The organism is Chitinophaga filiformis (assembly GCF_900102545.1).
Lineage (GTDB): Bacteria > Bacteroidota > Bacteroidia > Chitinophagales > Chitinophagaceae > Chitinophaga > Chitinophaga filiformis.
The window spans coordinates 546223-565663 of record NZ_FNBN01000003.1; the positions used below are offsets into that span (position 1 = coordinate 546223).

At 43.3% G+C, this 19441-nt stretch carries 17 protein-coding genes; 11 read left to right on the forward strand and 6 right to left on the reverse strand.

The window, feature by feature from the left end; all coding sequences use genetic code 11:
- Positions 1-33 precede the first annotated feature (33 nt).
- Positions 34-1572: an acyl-CoA carboxylase subunit beta gene (locus BLR32_RS14495; RefSeq protein ID WP_089832955.1), complete on the reverse strand. Its 1539-nt coding sequence runs from the start codon at positions 1570-1572 to the stop codon at positions 34-36.
- Positions 1573-1642: 70 nt separating this feature from the next.
- The gene (locus BLR32_RS14500) at positions 1643-2083 is read right to left on the reverse strand and encodes a hypothetical protein (RefSeq protein WP_089832957.1); all 441 of its coding nucleotides are present in this window, start codon (positions 2081-2083) and stop codon (positions 1643-1645) included.
- Positions 2084-2213: 130 nt separating this feature from the next.
- On the opposite strand from BLR32_RS14500, the gene BLR32_RS14505 reads away from it, so the two are divergent.
- The gene (locus BLR32_RS14505) at positions 2214-3197 is read left to right on the forward strand and encodes a LuxE/PaaK family acyltransferase (protein ID WP_089832959.1); all 984 of its coding nucleotides are present in this window, start codon (positions 2214-2216) and stop codon (positions 3195-3197) included.
- On the opposite strand, the gene BLR32_RS14510 is transcribed toward BLR32_RS14505, so the two are convergent.
- Positions 3194-4987 carry a hypothetical protein gene (locus BLR32_RS14510; RefSeq protein WP_143011474.1) on the reverse strand — a complete coding sequence of 598 codons (1794 nt, stop codon included), beginning with the start codon at positions 4985-4987 and terminating at the stop codon, positions 3194-3196. The genes BLR32_RS14505 and BLR32_RS14510 overlap by 4 nt on opposite strands.
- Before the next feature lie 205 nt (positions 4988-5192).
- Positions 5193-5891, reverse strand: a complete 699-nt coding sequence (locus BLR32_RS14515; RefSeq protein WP_089832963.1) for a hypothetical protein — start codon at positions 5889-5891, stop codon at positions 5193-5195.
- A gap of 282 nt (positions 5892-6173) precedes the next feature.
- Between BLR32_RS14515 and BLR32_RS14520 the strand changes: the two genes are divergently transcribed.
- Positions 6174-6377, forward strand: coding sequence for a hypothetical protein (locus BLR32_RS14520; RefSeq protein WP_089832965.1), 204 nt, complete (start codon positions 6174-6176; stop codon positions 6375-6377).
- 585 nt (positions 6378-6962) lie between these two features.
- Positions 6963-8387 carry a T9SS type B sorting domain-containing protein gene (locus BLR32_RS14525; RefSeq protein ID WP_176842286.1) on the forward strand — a complete coding sequence of 475 codons (1425 nt, stop codon included), beginning with the start codon at positions 6963-6965 and terminating at the stop codon, positions 8385-8387.
- Between the two features lie 92 nt (positions 8388-8479).
- On the opposite strand, the gene BLR32_RS14530 is transcribed toward BLR32_RS14525, so the two are convergent.
- The gene (locus BLR32_RS14530; RefSeq protein ID WP_089832969.1) at positions 8480-8860 is read right to left on the reverse strand and encodes a response regulator; all 381 of its coding nucleotides are present in this window, start codon (positions 8858-8860) and stop codon (positions 8480-8482) included.
- Positions 8861-8869: 9 nt separating this feature from the next.
- Positions 8870-9598 carry a sensor histidine kinase gene (locus BLR32_RS14535; protein ID WP_089832971.1) on the reverse strand — a complete coding sequence of 243 codons (729 nt, stop codon included), beginning with the start codon at positions 9596-9598 and terminating at the stop codon, positions 8870-8872.
- A gap of 416 nt (positions 9599-10014) precedes the next feature.
- Between BLR32_RS14535 and BLR32_RS14540 the strand changes: the two genes are divergently transcribed.
- The 8 genes from BLR32_RS14540 to gmd all read left to right on the forward strand — a co-directional run bounded on the left by BLR32_RS14540 (position 10015) and on the right by gmd (position 19343).
- Positions 10015-10719 carry a response regulator gene (locus tag BLR32_RS14540; RefSeq protein ID WP_089832973.1) on the forward strand — a complete coding sequence of 235 codons (705 nt, stop codon included), beginning with the start codon at positions 10015-10017 and terminating at the stop codon, positions 10717-10719.
- 144 nt (positions 10720-10863) lie between these two features.
- A complete protein-coding gene (locus tag BLR32_RS14545; protein WP_089832975.1) occupies positions 10864-11655 on the forward strand; it encodes a polysaccharide biosynthesis/export family protein in 792 nt (263 codons plus the stop codon).
- A 46-nt stretch (positions 11656-11701) separates the two neighbouring features.
- A complete protein-coding gene (locus BLR32_RS14550; RefSeq protein WP_089832976.1) occupies positions 11702-14089 on the forward strand; it encodes a GumC family protein in 2388 nt (795 codons plus the stop codon).
- Positions 14090-14272: 183 nt separating this feature from the next.
- Positions 14273-14830 (forward strand): UpxY family transcription antiterminator, encoded by a 558-nt coding sequence (locus BLR32_RS14555; RefSeq protein ID WP_089832978.1) that lies wholly within the window; start codon positions 14273-14275, stop codon positions 14828-14830.
- 19 nt (positions 14831-14849) lie between these two features.
- Entirely contained in the window at positions 14850-15869 is a 1020-nt protein-coding gene (locus tag BLR32_RS14560; RefSeq protein WP_089832980.1) for a mannose-1-phosphate guanylyltransferase, read from the forward strand.
- Positions 15870-15884: 15 nt separating this feature from the next.
- Positions 15885-16826 carry a GDP-L-fucose synthase gene (fcl, locus tag BLR32_RS14565; RefSeq protein WP_089832982.1) on the forward strand — a complete coding sequence of 314 codons (942 nt, stop codon included), beginning with the start codon at positions 15885-15887 and terminating at the stop codon, positions 16824-16826.
- Positions 16827-16862: 36 nt separating this feature from the next.
- Positions 16863-18209, forward strand: a complete 1347-nt coding sequence (locus BLR32_RS14570) for a UDP-glucose dehydrogenase family protein (RefSeq protein ID WP_089834167.1) — start codon at positions 16863-16865, stop codon at positions 18207-18209.
- 36 nt (positions 18210-18245) lie between these two features.
- Complete coding sequence (gene gmd / locus BLR32_RS14575) at positions 18246-19343, forward strand: GDP-mannose 4,6-dehydratase (RefSeq protein ID WP_089832983.1); 1098 nt, start codon at positions 18246-18248, stop codon at positions 19341-19343.
- Positions 19344-19441: the final 98 nt, after the last annotated feature.

Consider the following 19441-nt stretch of genomic DNA (forward strand, 5'->3'; position numbering starts at 1 on the left):
AAGATTACATTAATTCCTGATTCTTATGCTTAGTTAAAGCGGAATATTTCCATGTTTCTTCCGGGGCATTGTCACCATCTTGTTTTCCAGCATGGCATATCCTTTAATCAATTTTATACGGGCCTGGTCGGGTACGATCACTTCATCAATATATCCTTTTTCTGCCGCCAGGTAAGGATTGGCAAAACGTTCAGTATATTCTGCCACCAGCTCGTTGGTACGTGCTTCCGGGTCAGGGGCAGCATCTATTTCCTTCTTATAAATGATCTCTACAGCGCCTTTAGGCCCCATTACGGCTATCTCGGCCTGAGGGAAGGCAAAGTTGAGGTCTGCACCTATGTGTTTTGAGTTCATCACACAGTAAGCGCCGCCGTAGGCTTTACGGGTGGTAACGGTGATCTTCGGAACAGTAGCTTCACTCAGTGCGAATAGCAGTTTGGCTCCGTTGGTGATGATACCATTCCATTCCTGGTCAGTGCCGGGAAGGAAGCCCGGTACATCTACCAGTACCAGCAACGGGATGTTGAAGGCATCGCAGAAGCGGGTAAAACGGGCGCCTTTTACAGAGGCATGTATATCGAGTACCCCTGCCAGGTGGGCTGGCTGATTAGCCACAATGCCTATACTTCTGCCGGCAATGCGGGCAAAGCCTACAATGAGATTTTCAGCAAAGTCTTTATGTACTTCAAAGAAGCTCTCCTTATCCGTTAGCTCACTGATCACATCTTTCATGTCATATGGCTGATTGGAGCTGGCTGGTATGATGGTGTTCAGTGCAGTGCGGATTTCGTCGGCCGGTTCGTATGGATAGACAGGGGCATCTTCTTCACAGTTCTGTGGCACATAACTAAGCAGCTGCCGGATATTGTTGATGCATTCTACCTCATTGGTGCAGGAAAAATGGGTTACACCGCTTTTCACTGCATGGGTGTGTGCACCTCCCAGTTCTTCTGCCGTTACTTCTTCATGGGTAACCGTTTTAACGACGTTAGGCCCGGTTACGAACATATAGGAAGTCTCTTCCACCATCAGGATGAAGTCGGTAATAGCGGGGGAGTATACAGCGCCGCCGGCACAGGGCCCCATAATAGCAGAGATCTGCGGGATGACACCGGAAGCGCGGGTATTACGGTAAAAGATATCCGCATAACCACCTAGGCTTACCACGCCTTCCTGTATACGGGCGCCGCCACTGTCGTTCAGACCAATAACGGGAGCGCCGTTCTGCATGGCGAGGTCCATAATCTTACAGATCTTACGGGCATGGGGCTCCGAAAGACTACCGCCGTAGACGGTGAAGTCCTGCGAAAAAACGTAAGTCAGACGGCCGTTGATAGTGCCATAGCCGGTTACGACGCCATCGCCGGGAAATTGTTCCTGGTCGGTGGTCATACCACGGTTACGGTTATGTACGAACATGTCAAGCTCTTCGAAGGAGCCTTCGTCCATCAGGAGTTGTAACCTTTCCCTTGCTGTAAGTTTTCCTTTTTTATGTTGGGAGGAGATGCGTGCTTCGCCGCCACCAAGGATGGCTGTAGCGATCTTGTTCCGGAGTTCGTGGAATTTGTCCATGGAACAAATATAATCAGGAATCAGGAATTGAACGTGTCTGTGTAAGCATTCCTGATCCCTGATACTTATTTTATTGGTAGAGGATCTCTATTTTGGGTGTAGCGATGGTATCACTGATATTGCCGGCATTGTCAGTAATAAATACGAGATAATGCACGCTATCCTTCGGAATGCCGGTGTTAGGGAAGTCAATCGACTCCTGATGCAGAATTACTTCTGCCGTCAGGTTTGTTCCGTTATGGGCATCCAGATTGGGCATTTTACGGGAGGTAAATACTGTATCGGTGTCAACCTGGATATCGTAAATGGCCACGAAGTTGAACGAATTTTCAACATCTCCATCACCGTCTTTGACCTGAAAGTGAACATCCATTCCGTTGGACGATATCACGGGGTCGGAAGAGTAGGAGAGGAAACTGATCATCGGTTTGGTACCAATGGAGTCCTTCCCGCAGCCAGACCCGGATATAACTGCCAATGCGAACAGGGATAAAACGAGTATTTTCTTCATATAACAAACCTACATTATTTTTTTAACTATAGCTAATGTGCACAGGTACGCCGGTCCACTGTCGGTATAACGTAAAATCTGGTTTGATTGTTACGTATCCCCTAAATTTGTGCGTTTAAAGCAAGCGACAATGAGTGGCATTAATACGGCAGCGTTATTTACATTGCAGGAGCAGGATATGGAAGCGGCGGCCCTGGAGCTGTTCCATTACCAGTACAGGGAAAATGACCTTTACCGGGCTTATACGGATGCCCTGCGAAGAAAACCGTCCGAAGTGCGCTCATTGCAACAAATCCCTTTCCTGCCTATCCAGTTCTTTAAAACGCATACCGTTACCTGTGGTACCTTCACGCCGGAGCTGATATTTGAAAGCAGCGGCACTACCCAGACCATCAACAGCCGCCACCTGGTAAAGGAAGCCTCCCTCTATGAACGCAGTTTCCTGGCAGGGTTTGAACGTTCCTACGGCCCTGTATCCGACTTTGTGATACTGGGACTGCTGCCCTCCTACCTGGAACGCCAGCATTCCTCCCTGGTATACATGGTGCAGGACATGGTGAAAAGAAGCGGGCATGCAGCTAGCGGGTTTTACCTGTATGAACATGATAAATTGGCAGACCGGCTCGGGGAACTGGACGCCAGCGGACAGAAAACCCTGCTGATCGGTGTTACTTTCGGCCTGCTGGATTTCGCAGAGCATCATTCCCTGCAACTGAAAAATACTATTGTTATGGAAACCGGGGGTATGAAGGGGCGCCGCGAAGAATGGACCCGGCAGCAGGTGCATGCTTATCTCAAAGAAAAATTAGGTTGTGAGCATATTCATGCCGAATATGGGATGACAGAGTTATTATCCCAGGCCTATTCCCATAAAGATGGATTGTTTACCACTCCACCATGGATGAAAGTGCTGGTAAGGGATGAAAATGATCCTTTTCAATTGTCGACAGCGAATGCTTCCGGAGTGATCAATGTAGTAGACCTTGCCAATGTTTATTCCTGTGCATTTATTGCGACGGAGGATATTGGGAGATTGCATGAAGAGGGAAGTTTTGAAGTGCTGGGAAGATTGGATAATTCGGCATTGAGAGGGTGTAGTTTGATGGTGAGTTAGGAGGAAATGAACTCCAGAGAGCAATCTACATTTAGTAAATCTTCCAGTAAATAACCGTTCTGCTCGATATTGCCCAGTCTGATCTCATTTAATATGAAGTAATCTTCGATACTTTTCCGTTCTGTGGTCGGTTTCGAAAGGCAATCGATCAATTCATTAAGGATAAAAGTCAGATAGTATCTTAAGTTTGATGTTATCTGTTCATTATTGGTATTGGTTGCGGCATCGTGTATAATTTCATTTCTAAGCCTGTAGATCCTGGTGAAATGAATTTCCAGGTGTTCTTTATGGGCTCTTATATAGTCTTTAGCATTACCGGTTTTTCCTTTTTTGAAGAACCATTGTTTAAGTTTCATTCCTCTATATGCTAATAAGGGAAATTTCGGAAGGAGTTTAGAAAACTCATTATAAAATGATTCCTCTTTAAGAAAACTATCATCCGGCGAATGATATGCAGGCACCAATGTATTATCTAGTCGGGCAAAGTTCTTTTTTAGATGGTGCACATTTCTTTTCACATAGGCGAGACAATGTGCGTTTATGAAGTGTTCTTTTATTCTGTTGATTGTATGCTGGCTTTCGTAGTTTGAAAATAAATATTCCAATCCGATCCAGTAATTTATAAATTTGTGTTCGACTTCGATCGATTGATTACCTAGCCTCAAATAACGAATCGCAGATTTTATTTTCTGTTTTGTTTCATTAGCGATGAGAGGATCATTTAGAATCGCTGGAAGCTTTGTGGTGAATTCCCAGTAACGATCTTTTGTTACACGATACTTTCCATCCAGAATATTTACATGATGTTGGAAATCTCCGCTTTGTGGTGATCGGGAGTCTATAACTAATACCCGGTTATGTATCTCTAAAAATTCATCTGACAGTCCAAGGTTGATTACATCCAGGTATTCAGATAAAACACTTCGTGCTGTTTTTAAGGCGGCTAAATAATCTGTTGTTTTGACCTTACAATGAATAAATTTTCTGGTATTACCAGTAGCGTTAAAAGATGCCAGTTCTTCTTTTTTACTCATGCCGTCTAATTGAATATTGTTGATGTTATCAGATAGTGAAAGTTTTGGGTCTGAAATTGAAATTGTGGATATGGCGTCATAAACTTTATAGGTTGTATCAACTCTGAATATTACTGTATGTTCAACCTCACTATCTGATATTCTTGTTTTGAAGCTTTGGAAATGATCATTAAAGACACTTTCAGGGCCTAATGATTTGACAAATGTTCCGTATACCAATTTATATAAAAATCCTTTTGAGAATCCGTTATTGATCAATTCACTGAACAGGATATTTAATGTGTGATCCAGTTTTTCCAGCGTGGCAATGCTTGAGTTATTGATGGCCAAAAGTGAATCCAGTTCGTTAATAACAGTTCTTAAATATTGTTCGTTTTCGCTCAGAAGAATTTCAATACTCGAGATCACTTTTCTGTAATTGAATTCGTCAATTGTTCTAAGCGATTGTTCCAGGTATTTCTGGGATATGGATTTAAAAACCAGGTAATTGGGGTTATCGCTGCTTAATAAACTGATAGCCTCATCAACTGCGGCTTTCTTATCTTTTTCTTTGGCTTTAAGTGTATGGAAATGTTTAATACGACCTGTTTCATATTCCTGCAGACAATATTTTAATTCTTTTAAAATGGTTTTAGGATTATTGAGTTTGACTCTGTAAGAATCCATACTGCCCAGAAATAACAACTCTATTGACTTCTCAATAAAAAAACGCTGGCAAATTGATAAGGTGGAATTTTTATGATTTATTTTTTGCATACTCCCTTAATGATCATATCTTTACAACGGAAAAAAGAAACTCAAGAATAAAAAGGGAAGACTAGGTGGATGTGGTTCTGGAGAAATACCGCGCATCTTCGCTGCTTCCTTGAATAAAGAGAAGGGCACTTCATTTGAAGTGCCCTTATTATTTACAAGTTTAAGAGAGTTCTCTTTAAAACCAATTGTTCATTTTATTCATTTACTACATCATCGCCTTCTTCAACAACTCTTCCATTCTCTCCGGTTTCCCACTCATCTCCATCAATTCCGGCATATACGGAAAACTAAAATGATCCATACCAAACTTCTTCATCAGATACGAATCAAGTGCTTCCACATGTTGCGGTTGTTCTAAAAAGCTACGCAGGAAATATAGAAAATGCTGTTGTTCTTTTTCTATCAGCAATGTCAATGCGATCTTTTCTTTTAGTGGATTTCCTCCTTGTTGTTTAAACAACTGTAGTGCCTTTGTAAACTGGTTTTCCGTCAGTTCTTCATGATAAACCGGCAGGAAGTCAAGGCAGAAATATTCTACGGCAAAATCATCCATAATACCGGCACTGAGCTGATCTTCTTCAAAGGTATACCAGGTAGCCCAGTCGAGCAGTTCCTGTACAGTGATCTCTTCCTGCAGCAGTGCTTCAAGATGGTGGATCAGTCCCTTACGGGTAGGAACGGTACCTGAAGTATGTTGAATACTATCTACGATGTCTGCATAGAAAGCATCATTCATCTGGTGTGCAGCAGCAGTAAGCAGTTGGCTGACTTCGTTATGGGCAGAGGGAGGAAGCAGATCGGCAGTTTCCGCAAGTATTTCGGGCTTTGTTTTATGACCCTGAAGATATGCTTTTATCAGGGAGACGAAATAGGTTGAAGTGATATAAGGCAACTTGTCCTTCATACTTACAGGTTTTTTCTTTTTTGACTAACAACAGCGTTTCATGTTGGCTGTATTAGTAGTTCAGGCATAGGTAACGTAACGATCTGTGTTGATACAATTTACCACTAAAATCCGGGAAAATTAGTTAAACGAACAGAAATGATCAATCTGGTGGTAAATTTTAAGAGATTTTTCACATATAAAAAACGTTGAGTACTATAGCTGCGCCTGCTTTTGCTGGCATGGTTTTGGGGCCGATTAGGATGTAAGTACATTTTATTTTTAATCATCAAAAACAGCGTTATGGCAGTCAGGGATAGATCGATCGGTAGTACCGGTTTAGAACAGGGAGGTCCTAATATGGGGAATGACTATAGTCGTGACATTACCCGCGAAAAGACCGGAGATGACACTATTAAAGTGATCTTACCAAAAGACAAGAAACATCCGGTCAAAAAAGATAAAAACAAGCGCGGACCAGAAAGGCGCAACAATGAAAACAGGTGACAATGGGTTAAACTATGATCTGCTTGTTCCATAAAAAAGGATAGTTTAAACATGCATAATCAAGTCATCTGTACTCAATAAAGGCATAGACCCGTCTATGCCTTTATTGATGTTGTAGAGTGTGCTACTATATTGAGTATTAATTTACTAGATGTAATAAAAATCTATCGAGAGCGTTATATTAATGAAAAACATATTGTATCTTTAGCATGTATCTTATTGAAACCGGAATGCAATAGCAAGCCAATTTAATATACGGGGGATTCCCGACGTCCTCCTCACCGTACCTGTGAATTAAACCAGACACAATGCTGGACTGGCTACTTAAGTCCGTTGGAATTGCTAATCACAAAAAACAGAAATAACGAATTTATTGACCGAACGACCTAACTATTAAATCCTATGTTGCTAACTATCCAGGCCGTCCACACACGGCTCAGGGGAATACCATGTTGTTATCTCACATATTCTGTCGCAAGGATATGTGTATTACTAACGATCCTGCTGTCATGCTCTTTTTTGTTTAATGTAGCATCTGCACAGCATCTTACTTTACAGAATTCTTCACTTGAGGGTAAACCCGGAGTGAAGGTTGCACCACCTGGATGGCATGTGGCTACTAATACGCCTGACATATTGCCTGGCGTCAATGGTTGCCATAAAGTAGCGAAAGCCGGTAAGACCTTTATTGGTCTTCAGGCAGGACCTGTTTACAGGGAAGGAATAGAACAGGAACTATCTTCTCCTTTGTTAAAAGGGAAGATCTATAGCCTGTCTTTTGACCTTGCTTTCAGCCGGATCTATGGTCATGAACACTGTTATGGCAACCTCGCTGTTTTCGGTGGTGATACGCCCGGCGATACATCGGAATTACTATGGACGTCTGGTAGTTTTACAGATACGGCGTGGCACCGGTGGACGGCAGAACTGAGGCCCCGTGCATCTCATAAATTCATTTCGTTTTATGCTTATCCGGAAGAAAAATGTGCGCTTAACAGTTATGGTGTAGTGGTGTTCCTGGATAACCTGTCGGCCATTAACCAGATACTGAAAACAGAGATCTCCGCTACTTCTTCCTGCAACAACACTCCCACCGGTAGTGTAAGTGTCCGGGTAACAGGAGGGGCACAACCTTATACGTATCTGTGGACACCTGGGAATTATCGTACGCCACAGGTATCCAATCTGCCCGGAGGATTTTACGAAGTACAGATCACTTCTGCAGATGGCGTCACTACAAAAGCCGCTGTTACGGTGGGTGAGTCTGACCTGGCTGCCAGTACGGATGTTACATTGTCAAATTGTGCAGGTGATAATAAAAGCGCGATATCACTGAATATTACAGGTGGCATACCTCCATATGATCTGTCGGTAAATGGTATTGAAAGAGAGGGGAATAAGTTTGATAACCTGGTGCCCGGTAACTATGTCTTCATCCTGAAAGATAAACAGGTGTGCTCAGATACATTCAATGTGTTGATAAAAGAGCCGGATCCTTTGGTCATCAGGCAGGTGAATGTGGAGCCCTGTAGCTGCAGCGAAGTAAATGACGGTAGTATCAGTTGGGTAGTGGAAGGAGGGACTCGTCCTTATAAGTATCGTGTGGATGGAGATATGTGGCAGCCGGACAGCCTTCATCGTAATCTGAAAGCGGGTAGTTACCATTATGAGATAGAAGACGCTCAGGGATGTGGTGAGACAGGATCAGCAACGGTTACTTCTCCCTGGCAGAACTGTCTTGTTGTGATGCCGTCTGCATTTAGTCCAAACGGTGACGGGAATAATGATCTCTTTCGTCCGAAGGTATATGATGCAGTGACAAATTATCAGCTGAAGATATTCAACCGATGGGGGAGTCTTGTTTTTCAGACAAATGATCCGAAGAGGGGATGGGATGGTTATTATAGCGGTATGCCGCAGAGTTCACAGGCATTTGTGTATGTGTGCTCTTTTAATACCAGTCGTAATGAACTAAAGGAGTACAGGGGAACTGTGATGCTGGTGAAATAAAAAATCCTGGCTACATAGAAAGGAGGCGCTGTCAGCAGCCCGGTCCGGATTTAATGAATGACCCGGATTTTAATGCTGAAAAATTTTAAAAATCATGATTGCTGATTCTTTTTCAAGGCTTTTTTAATCTGCTCATGCAGGTGTACAAATACAAACGGTTTAACAAGATATCCTGCGGCGCCTTTTCGCATAGCATGTTCTATTTCGTCATCTTCTTTTTTGGCGCTGGTAATGAGCACGGGAATTTTGCAGAGAGCTGGATGTTCACGGAAGCGGTCCAGCAATTCATAGCCATTAATGACAGGCATGTAGATATCACTGATCACGAGATCAGGCAGATGCCGGATAGCCATTGCAAGTCCTTCCTCTCCGTTACGGGCGGTAATAACTGAATAGTCGTGCAGTTCAAGCAGACTTTTAAGTGTATTCAGAAGACCGGCTTTGTCTTCAATTAAAAGAATTCTGGCATTCATGTGTATATTTTACTGGTAGGTATCAGGGTACCTGAAAGCCAGTGTAAAAACCGTGCCTTTATCAGGCTCGCTGCTCACGGTAATTTCTCCATCGTTGGCTGTAACAAATGTTTTAACAATAGTAAGACCTAATCCGGTACCGGCAATACCATTTGTATTACTTCCCCTGTAATAGGGCTGGAACAAATGGGGCAGATCTTCGGGAGGGATGCCTATACCATCATCGCTAACAGTAATTACAAGTGCTTTTTCCTGGTAAGATAGATGAACGGTTGGAGCGTTTTTACGGGAGAATTTGAAAGCATTGCTAAACAAATTTGTAAATATTCTGGTCAACTGACCAGAATTGGCCAGTATTTTGCAGGGCGTACCCGACATTGTGATTTGCAATGTTTTATGATCGTCTGTAAGAGAACGAAACTGCTCCTTTAAAGGCAGGATTTGTTCTTCGACATAAAGTAGTTCTTTCTTTGCTTCGAAGTTGCCGGACATGATGTTGTTGATAGTCAGCATCTCGTCAAGCATGTTATTCAGGGAAAAGATCTCTGAAGTGATCCTGGACAGCTGTTCTTCATAGAATGGATTCATATAACGGTCTGCCTGGAGCTTGATGGAGAGAAGATCAACGATAGAAGCGATGGTGGTCAGTGGTGTCTTGAATTCATGAGCAGTAATGGCTAATATATTACTGGCATTACTCAGTAATGTGCTGCTCTTAGAAGTATGCGTGGAGTCCATTGTTCTAACTTTTAATGATTGGCTGCTTCTTTATCATAAATGTCTGATGAACAACCTGTAGAGAATCTCCACAGGTGTTAATTACACAGTTTGCCGCCAATTTGAAAAGCAAAATACTTAATAAAGGAGTAATTATCTAGTGAGTATTTAATTTTAAAATGTATTTTTACGTTAACGTTGAAAGTTGTGCTGAATTTTCGGAAAAGTTAACCAAAACATCATATATAAAATAGTATTATAAAATAGTGGGGACTGAGAGTGAACATGGCTTTATCTTTATTGTTTTCATAGTCAATGACTTATAAAATTGCCTTATGAGTTCTCGTTTTTGGAACTATTTTTGCAACAGTAAGTAACTTTTATATGCCATATTTTTTTATTGAACCGATTATGAACCTTGCTAACTTTTTACCCCTATGATCAATATTGGAATTATAGAAGACAATTATTTCCAGTTGAACAATTACAAGGAGTTTCTAGAGGATTTTCAAGAGTGTAAGGTCGTATTTGCTTGTAAGTCGATGGAGGAGTTCAGAGCACTCCCATTTAAAGAGACAGAGGTAAACGTAATATTACTGGACATTTCATTGCCGGGGGAATCAGGCATACAGGGTATGCAGGAAATAAAAAGGGTTTACCCTGAAGCAAAGCTTATTGTATTATCAGGACATGATGGGAAACATTATGTAATTGAATCGATCCGCCAGGGGGCGAATGGTTATATTATTAAGACCAGCCGTTTAATGGAGATCTATCATTCAATTATGGATGCTGTCAGCGAAGGAGGCACTCTTTCTCCTAAAGCAGCTCATTTACTCATTAATTATATTGCCAAGGATCCCCTGGAGGATATAAAACATAAGCTGACTAAAAGAGAATATGAGTTGCTCGCACTGTTAAAGGAAGGCTACTCATATAAGGAGATGGCAGAGAAGCTTTTTGTGACTGTTTTCACAGTAAACCAACACCTGAAGAAAATTTACCAAAAACTTAATGTTGCCACAAAATCAGAACTAATTTCGAAGATCTGGTCAAATAGTTTGTATTCTTTCTTTTTAATTACGAATTCTTGGATTTTTTTTCAAATGCTTTCGTTTAAAGATATGACGCTATTTTTGTGAGAGTGTATACTCTAATTAGTAGGCACGTTTGTGTTATATGGGCGTTTTTTACTGTATTGAGTAGTGTTCGTAAAGACCTCGATAGGCTAATATTGTAGTACGGAAAGCGCGGAAGAAAAACCTTTAAATATTTAAAACGGTAAGATGATTCTAAAGAAGGATTATTTGCGTTATATCTTTGTTGTTCCGGTCCTTATCTGCTGTTTCTTTTTTACATCTTGTGTCAGTACACAGAAATCAGTTTATTTTAAAAATCTTCCTGATACTGTTATTGCCCCCGTGAAAGGAAATTTCGAGCCGGTAATTCAAAAAAATGACGTTTTACAGATTATTGTGAGTAGCATGAACCCCGAGGATGCTATTGTGTTTAACACCCCAAGTACTGCATCCACCGGAGCTACGGGAGGTACCCAGGTAACAGGTTATCTGGTTAGTGAACAGGGATTTATTGAATATCCGGTGCTTGGACATGTAAAAGCTGCCGGACTTACAAAAGACCAACTGACCACCTATCTGCGTGATGAGTTGAACAACAGGAAACTCATGAAAGATCCTGTGGTGAGTGTACGGTTCCTCAATTACCGTGTAACTGTTCTCGGCGAAGTAAGCCGTCCCGGTGTTTTCGCCATCAATAACGAAAGAATGTCGATAATGGAAGCTTTGGGTGTAGCAGGCGACATTACTATTTATGGTAAAAAAGACAATGTACTGTTAATCAGAGATGTAGAAGGGCAAAGAGTGATTAAACGGCTCAACCTGAATAATGATGACATCTTATCATCTCCTTATTATTACTTGCAGTCCAATGACGTAGTATATGTTGAACCAACCAAAGCGAGAGTGGCTAATGCAAGTGGCAACCGCCAGACAATATCTATTATCCTAAGCAGTATTTCACTGTTTGTGATTATTCTGGACCGGTTGATATTAAACTAAGTTGATGCTATTCAAATAATTCATCCTACAAACTTGTGTGAGAGCCATGCAACAGAAAGTATTAAATACGCGCACAAAACGAGAGGAACACACGGGCCTCCTGGAAATGATCAGGCATAAATATCAGCCTTACTGGCCTTTATTTGTGATTGCGTCAATAATTTCTTTCTCTATAGCCTATGTTTATCTGAAATACGCAACTCCACTCTATAAGATATCTTCTACATTATTGATAAAAGAAGATGCCAGGGCTGTGGAAAGCTCTATCATAGAAATGATGGACCCCCTGGGATCAGGTAAGAAAATAGAAAATGAAATAGAAATATTGAAGTCCCGTAGTCTGTCCAAGGCTGTTGTAAGGAACCTCAATCTCTATGGAGAAATTTTCGAAAGAGGTACCATCCGGGATGTATCTATGTATAAAAGAGCGCCCGTTCAGATTACCTTTCTCGATCCTGACCAGATCAATCCGATGGAAGGCGCCCTCCTGGACCTGACATATGATTACAGAGGTAAGAAGCTGACCATGGGCGATAAAACTTATCCGCTGAATGATACAGTAACTACTACCCGCTGGGGACGTATATTAATAACACCCACTCCGGGTTTTAATCCTGCCAGCCTGCGTGATAAACATCTGTATATACGTATTGCGGGTGAAAAGGCCCTGGCCGGACAATTCCTCGGTAATCTCAAGATTGCGCCTGCGAATAAACAGGCAAATGTACTCAGACTGGAATATGTTGATGCCGTGCCTCAGAAAGGTATGGATATGCTGAATGAACTGATGAGGACATATGACGCGGAATCTATCGAGGATAAGAATAAGACAGCGTCAAAGACAATGTCATTTGTGGAAGACAGGTTACGTATCATTACCGCAGAACTGAGCCAGGTAGAGGGTCAGATTGAGCGTTATAAAACAGAAGAAGGCATTGTTGATATTGGCGAGCAGGGTAAAATGTTCCTCGCATCCGTAAAGGAAAATGATGCTCAGCTGAGTGAAGCTGATATGCAATTGTCAACACTGGATGCTGTTGAACAATATGTAAGAAATAAACATTCCGAAGATAACGTGGTACCTGCTACTATCGGTATCGCAGACCAGACATTACTGGGACTGCTGACCAGGTTGCAGGAAACGGAATTACAGCAGGATAAGCTGCGTAAGACCACCGGTGAGAACAGTCCGCTGCTGGAAAGCCTGAATGCGCAGGAAGAGAGACTGAGACCGGCAATTATGGACAATATCAGGAGCTTGCGTTCCAACCTGGAATCAGGAAGGGCAAAGCTGGCTGCTCAGAATGCACGCTTCCGATCACTGCTGAAAGGTGTACCTAATAAAGAAAGGACATTGCTGGAAGTAAGCAGACAACAGGCTATCAAAAACAATATCTATACTTTCCTGCTGGAAAAACGTGAAGAGACAGCATTACAATATGCTGCTGCTATCTCCGACAGCCGTATCATTGATCTGGCTGAAGCAGATACCTTCCCTTTCAGCCCGAAGAAATCCATGGTGATGGCCTTGGCTATCATAGCAGGTCTGGCTGCGGTAGCGGGCTTCATTGCAGTGAAAGATATGATGAACAATAAAGTAATGTTCCGGTCAGATATCGAAAAAGGTACTTCTGCACCGATCATTGCCGAGATCATGTTCGACAAAAGTGGTGGTATTGCCATCACTGAAGGAAGACGTACACCTGTTGCAGAGCAATTCAGGGCGCTTCGTACTACCCTGTCTTATATCGGTATCAATGGGGATAATAAAACCATCCTGGTCACTTCTTCCATCTCCGGTGAAGGAAAGAGTTTCATTGCTGTAAACCTTGGACTGAGCCTTTCACTGACAAAGAAGAAAGTAGTGTTGCTGGAGTTTGACCTCCGTAAACCGAAAGTAAGTAAGATCCTGAATGTGCCACATCATCCTGGTATCAGTAACTACCTGGCAGGCCATTCTTCACTGAGCGATATTTTAAAACAGCCAATAGAGAATAACGAATACATGTACCTGCTTTCTGCAGGTGTGATACCACCAAATCCAACCGAGTTGATTTTGAATGGCAGACTTGAACATCTGCTGGCCACTTTAAGAGCTTCGTTTGACTATATCATTATTGACACAGCTCCGGTGGGACCTGTTACTGACGCACGTTTGCTGGCGCCATATGCTGACGCTACGCTGTATGTGGTACGTCATGAAAGGACACCGAAGTTCAATCTGAAAATGGTAGAAGACCTGTATGAACAGGGGGACCTCGGCAAGTTGAATATTGTATTCAATGGCCTTAAAATGCGTGGACTGCCCGGTTATGCATATGGCTATGGCGGAGGCTATGGTTATGGCAACGGACAGGGATACGGATATGGGTACACAGACGACCACAAAAATGGCACTGTAAAAAAGGGACGTTTTACTAAAATTTTTAAATAACGAGATGTATTCCGCGGGTCACTGAATCTGACGGAACTCATTGAAAACTATTACTATTGAAAACTACTCATGTGACTGAGGAGGCGAAGCTATGCCAACTTTTATCCTCCTCTTCTCCCGCCTTTATACTTTCCACTTTACTTGATAATAAGTCATGCTTTATTAACTTTTAAATCCTCTGAAATGGAACAGAAGACACACACGTGGTATGCAGTCTACACTAAACCAAGATGGGAGAAAAAAGTGGCGGATGCCCTTGTTCGGAAGCAGATCGAAACATACTGCCCAATCAATAAGGTAACGCATCAGTGGAGTGACAGAAAGAAGATTGTGGAAGAGCCCCTTTTTAAATCGTATGTGTTTGTGCGTATCCCGGAAGACAAAAAAACGCTTGTACGTGAGACAAGTGGAATCGTAAACTTCGTTTACTGGCTGGGTAAACCTGCCAGTATTCCTGATCATGAGATTGATCTGATCAAACGTTTCCTGCGTGAATATCAGGACGTGGAAGTTGAACGTTTCCCGATACACGAGGATGATCTGATCCGGATCACCGCAGGTCCTTTGATGCACCAGCATGGAAGGGTGGTGGAAACAGGCAAGAATACTGTTAAAGCTGTATTGTACAGCATGGGATTCTCGCTGATCGCTACCGTGAAAACAAGTGATCTGATGGTGCTCAGTAATAACGGTAAAGAGTATGCCGGCGCCGGGAAATTAGGCGTTGGAAATCCTATTTAAAATATCAACTCTGAACACTATGCTACACGTATTATTATGTGGAGGGTCGGGAACCCGTCTCTGGCCGCTATCCAATAAACAGACGCCAAAGCAACTGCTGCCGTTATTTGACGGACAGAGTTTATTACAACTCACATGGGTGCGTAACAGTACCTTCTGTGAAAGTGTAATGGCTGTCGTAAATGAACAGCAGTCTGAAATGGTGTCGAAGCAACTGGGTGAAGCAGGTGCTCAGCATGTACAGATGATGGAAGAGCCTGTGGGGCGTAATACTGCAGCTGCAATCGCATTAGCTGCATTCTCCGCAACACCTGAAACTATTCTCCTCATCACGCCGGCAGACCATCTTATAGGTACGCCTGACCTGTACGCAGAAACAATAAAGAAAGCAGAGGAACTGGCTGCAGAAGGACATCTGGTAACGATCGGACTTCAGCCTGCCTACCCTGAAACAGGATATGGTTACATCCAGTATACGGGCTACGATGTAGTGCGCTTCACGGAAAAGCCAAATAAAGTGACTGCTGAAGCGATGCTGCAGAGCGGGGACTACTTATGGAACAGCGGCATCTTCTGCGGTAAAGCAGGCGTATTGTTACAGCAACTGCTGGAACATGCTCCTGAGATCTATACAGCAGCGGCAGAAGCGGCACTGATCTGGAAAGAGACCGGTTCTATTCCGCTGACAGCAATGGAAGCTATTCCTTCTGACAGTATTGACTACGCTGTGCTGGAGAAAAGCAATATTGTAAAGGTGGTGCCAAGCGCTATGCAATGGAGCGATGTAGGTGGTTATGAAGCCCTGGCAGAAGCCCTGGCAAGTCATTACCGCTATAGCAATCACCAGGCGGTATTTATAGAGAGCGATCCTGTAAACAGCATGGTGATAGGAAAAGATAAACTGGTAGCATTAGTGGGCGTCGAAAATGTGGTGGTAGTGAATACTCCCGAAGTGCTGCTGATCTTACAGAAAGGAAAGGGACAGGAAGTAAAACAACTGCATCAGTGGGTAAAGGAGAACAGGCCTGAACTGCTATAAACAATATTCAACCGTATGCAACTTAACGATAAGATCTATATAGCCGGACACCGTGGTATGGTGGGCGGTGCGATCAGCAGAAGACTGACAACACTGGGATATCAGAACCTGATAACGAGAAGCTCCGCAGAACTGGACCTCCGTTCACAGGCTGACGTGAATGAATTTTTCAGCAAAGAGAAACCGGACTATGTGTTCCTGGCTGCTGCCAAAGTAGGTGGCATCCATGCTAATAATACTTATCGTGCAGAATTCCTGTACGATAACCTCATGATGGAAACCAACATCATCCACGCTGCCTGGAAGCATGGCGTTAAAAAGCTCATGTTTCTTGGTAGCTCTTGTATTTATCCTAAAATGGCCCCCCAGCCATTACAGGAAAGCAGCCTGCTGACAGGCCCCCTGGAACCAACCAACGAACCTTATGCTATTGCTAAAATAGCGGGTATCAAATTATGCGAAGCATACCGTGATCAGTATGGTTGCAACTATATCAGTGTGATGCCAACCAACCTCTATGGCATCGGCGATAATTATCACCCTGAAAATTCACACGTGTTACCGGCATTGATCCGTCGCTTTCATGAAGCGAAGGAAGCCAGACAACCCAGTGTAACTGTATGGGGAAGTGGTACACCTAAACGTGAATTCCTCTTTGCAGACGACCTGGCAGCTGCCTGTGTATTCCTGATGTTACATTATGATGAGAAAGAACTGGTGAACATCGGAACAGGAGAAGATCTGACCATACGCGAACTGGCAGAGACGGTGAAAGAGGTGGTATGTTATGAAGGTGATATCGTTTTTGATACTTCAAAGCCTGATGGTACGCCCCGTAAGCTGATGGATGTATCAAAGCTGCACAAACTCGGATGGAAACATAGCGTGGAGCTGAAAGAAGGACTGGTACAGGCTTATGCCGACTTCCTTCATAAAAAGCACATGGTTGCACTATAAATAAGATTTCAAAACAGCGTCTCAATCTTAATGCACATGAAAGCAATTGTAATTGGAACAGGATATGTAGGGCTGGTTACCGGCGCCTGTCTCGCGGAAGTAGGTACGCAGGTGGTTTGCGTGGATGTTAATGCAGAAAAGATCAACAACCTTCAGAAAGGTATTTTACCTATTTATGAACCAGGTCTCGAAGAGATCGTTACCCGTAACTATAACAATGGGCGTCTGGCTTTCAGCACCAATCTTGCTGAAGTGATTCCCGGTGCAGATATCGCTTTCATTGCTGTAGGCACACCTCCGGGTGAAGATGGCAGCGCCGATCTGCAATATGTATTGCAGGTTGCGAAAGAGATCGGTACATATATGACGGACTACCTGGTAGTGGTAACAAAGAGCACTGTTCCGGTAGGTACTGCTGTAAAGGTGAACAGGGAGATCAAACAGGCGATGCTGAACAGGAATGCACTGATTGATTACGACGTGGCATCCAATCCTGAGTTCCTGAAAGAAGGTGCTGCTGTACAGGACTTCATGAAACCTGACCGTATCGTCGTAGGTGTGAATACTGACAAGGCAAAAGAAATGCTGGAACGTCTGTATCATCCATTCCTGCTGAATGGCCGTCCTATTATCTTCATGGACATTGCTTCCGCAGAAATGACCAAGTATGCGGCGAACGCGATGCTGGCAACAAAAATTTCCTTCATCAACGATATCGCCAACCTGTGCGAACTGGTAGGTGCTGATGTGAATAAGGTGCGTAAAGGTATTGGTAGTGATGCCAGGATCGGTAACGCCTTTATCTATCCGGGTATCGGTTATGGTGGCTCCTGCTTCCCTAAAGATGTAAAAGCCTTAGTGCAGACAGGTAAAGAATATGGTCACGGATTACGTATCCTGGAAGCTGTGGAAGCAGTGAACAATGATCAGAAAAAAGTATTGTTCGGTAAGGTCAGCAGGCACTTCGATGGTATGCTGAAAGGTAAAACTTTCGCTGTATGGGGCCTGTCTTTCAAACCAGCTACTGATGATATGCGTGAAGCATCCAGCCTGGTACTGATAGAGTCGCTCCTGGAAGCCGGCGCTAATGTACAGGTGTTCGACCCTGTAGCGATGCATGAAGCGAAGAAAACACTGGGCAATAGCGTTAAATGGTGTAATGACATGTATGCTGCCGCAGAAGGTGCAGATGCCGTATTGCTGGTAACAGAATGGAATGAGTTCCGTTTGCCTGACTGGACACGTGTAAAACAATTATTGAAAGCCCCTGTTGTATTTGACGGCAGGAATATATATGATAACGTATATCTTGAGAAGAATGGTTTCACCTGCTACAGCATTGGTGTATCTCAACCGGCAGTAAGCGTACTCTCCGGAAGTTAATCATATTCCCCACTTATCTTAAAAAAATTATTTTGTATGAAAGTTGCTTTAATCACCGGTGTAAATGGACAGGACGGCGCATACCTGGCAGAACTACTGCTTGAAAAGGGGTATATGGTACACGGTGTAAAACGCCGTGCCTCATTGCTGAACACTGACAGGATCGATCACCTCTATCAGGATCCTCATGCTGAGAATGTACGTTTCAAACTGCACTACGGCGATATGACCGACAGTACTAACCTGATTCGTATCATCCAGGAAACACAACCTGACGAGATCTATAACCTCGCAGCAATGAGCCATGTAAAAGTGAGTTTTGATACACCGGAATATACTGCCAATGCAGACGGTATCGGTACCCTCCGTTTACTGGAAGCATTGCGTATTTTAAAGCTGGAGAAGAAGACAAAAATCTATCAGGCAAGTACTTCAGAATTGTATGGCTTGGTGCAGGAAGTACCGCAGAGAGAAACCACTCCTTTCTATCCGCGTAGCCCTTATGCCGTAGCGAAGTTATATGCATACTGGATTACAGTGAACTACAGAGAGGCATATGGTATGTTTGCCTGCAACGGTATCCTGTTCAACCATGAAAGCCCGCTGCGTGGTGAGACTTTCGTAACCCGTAAGATCACCCGTGCTGTTGCTGCCATCGCATTGGGTTTACAGGATAAGCTGTACCTGGGTAACCTGGATGCCCGCCGCGACTGGGGACATGCAAAAGATTATGTTGAGGCAATGTGGAGGATCCTGCAACAGGATACACCGGAGGATTATGTGATAGCAACAGGTATCACTACGCCGGTACGCGAATTTGTACGTATGGCCTTTAACGAGCTGGGTATAGAACTGAAATTTGAAGGCAAGGGTGTGGAGGAAGTTGCATATGTGAGTGCCTGCCGCAACAAGGAATATATTCTGCCAATCGGCAAACAGGTATTAGCCGTGGATCCTGCTTACTTCCGTCCTACTGAAGTAGAACTGCTGATAGGCGATCCAACAAAAGCAAAGACGAAATTAGGCTGGGAACCGAAATATGACCTGCAGGAGCTGGTAAGTGAGATGGTAACCTGCGACGTGGAACTATTCAGAAAGGACAATAAAACACAGTGGGAACAACTGGCAGGATAAGGGCTTGCTTTGCCGAAATGCGTTATGCGAGTAAAAGTTTTTAATCAGCTATCTAGCAATCCGAAGTACACCAAAACGTTAGAGTGGGTTAAACTGGT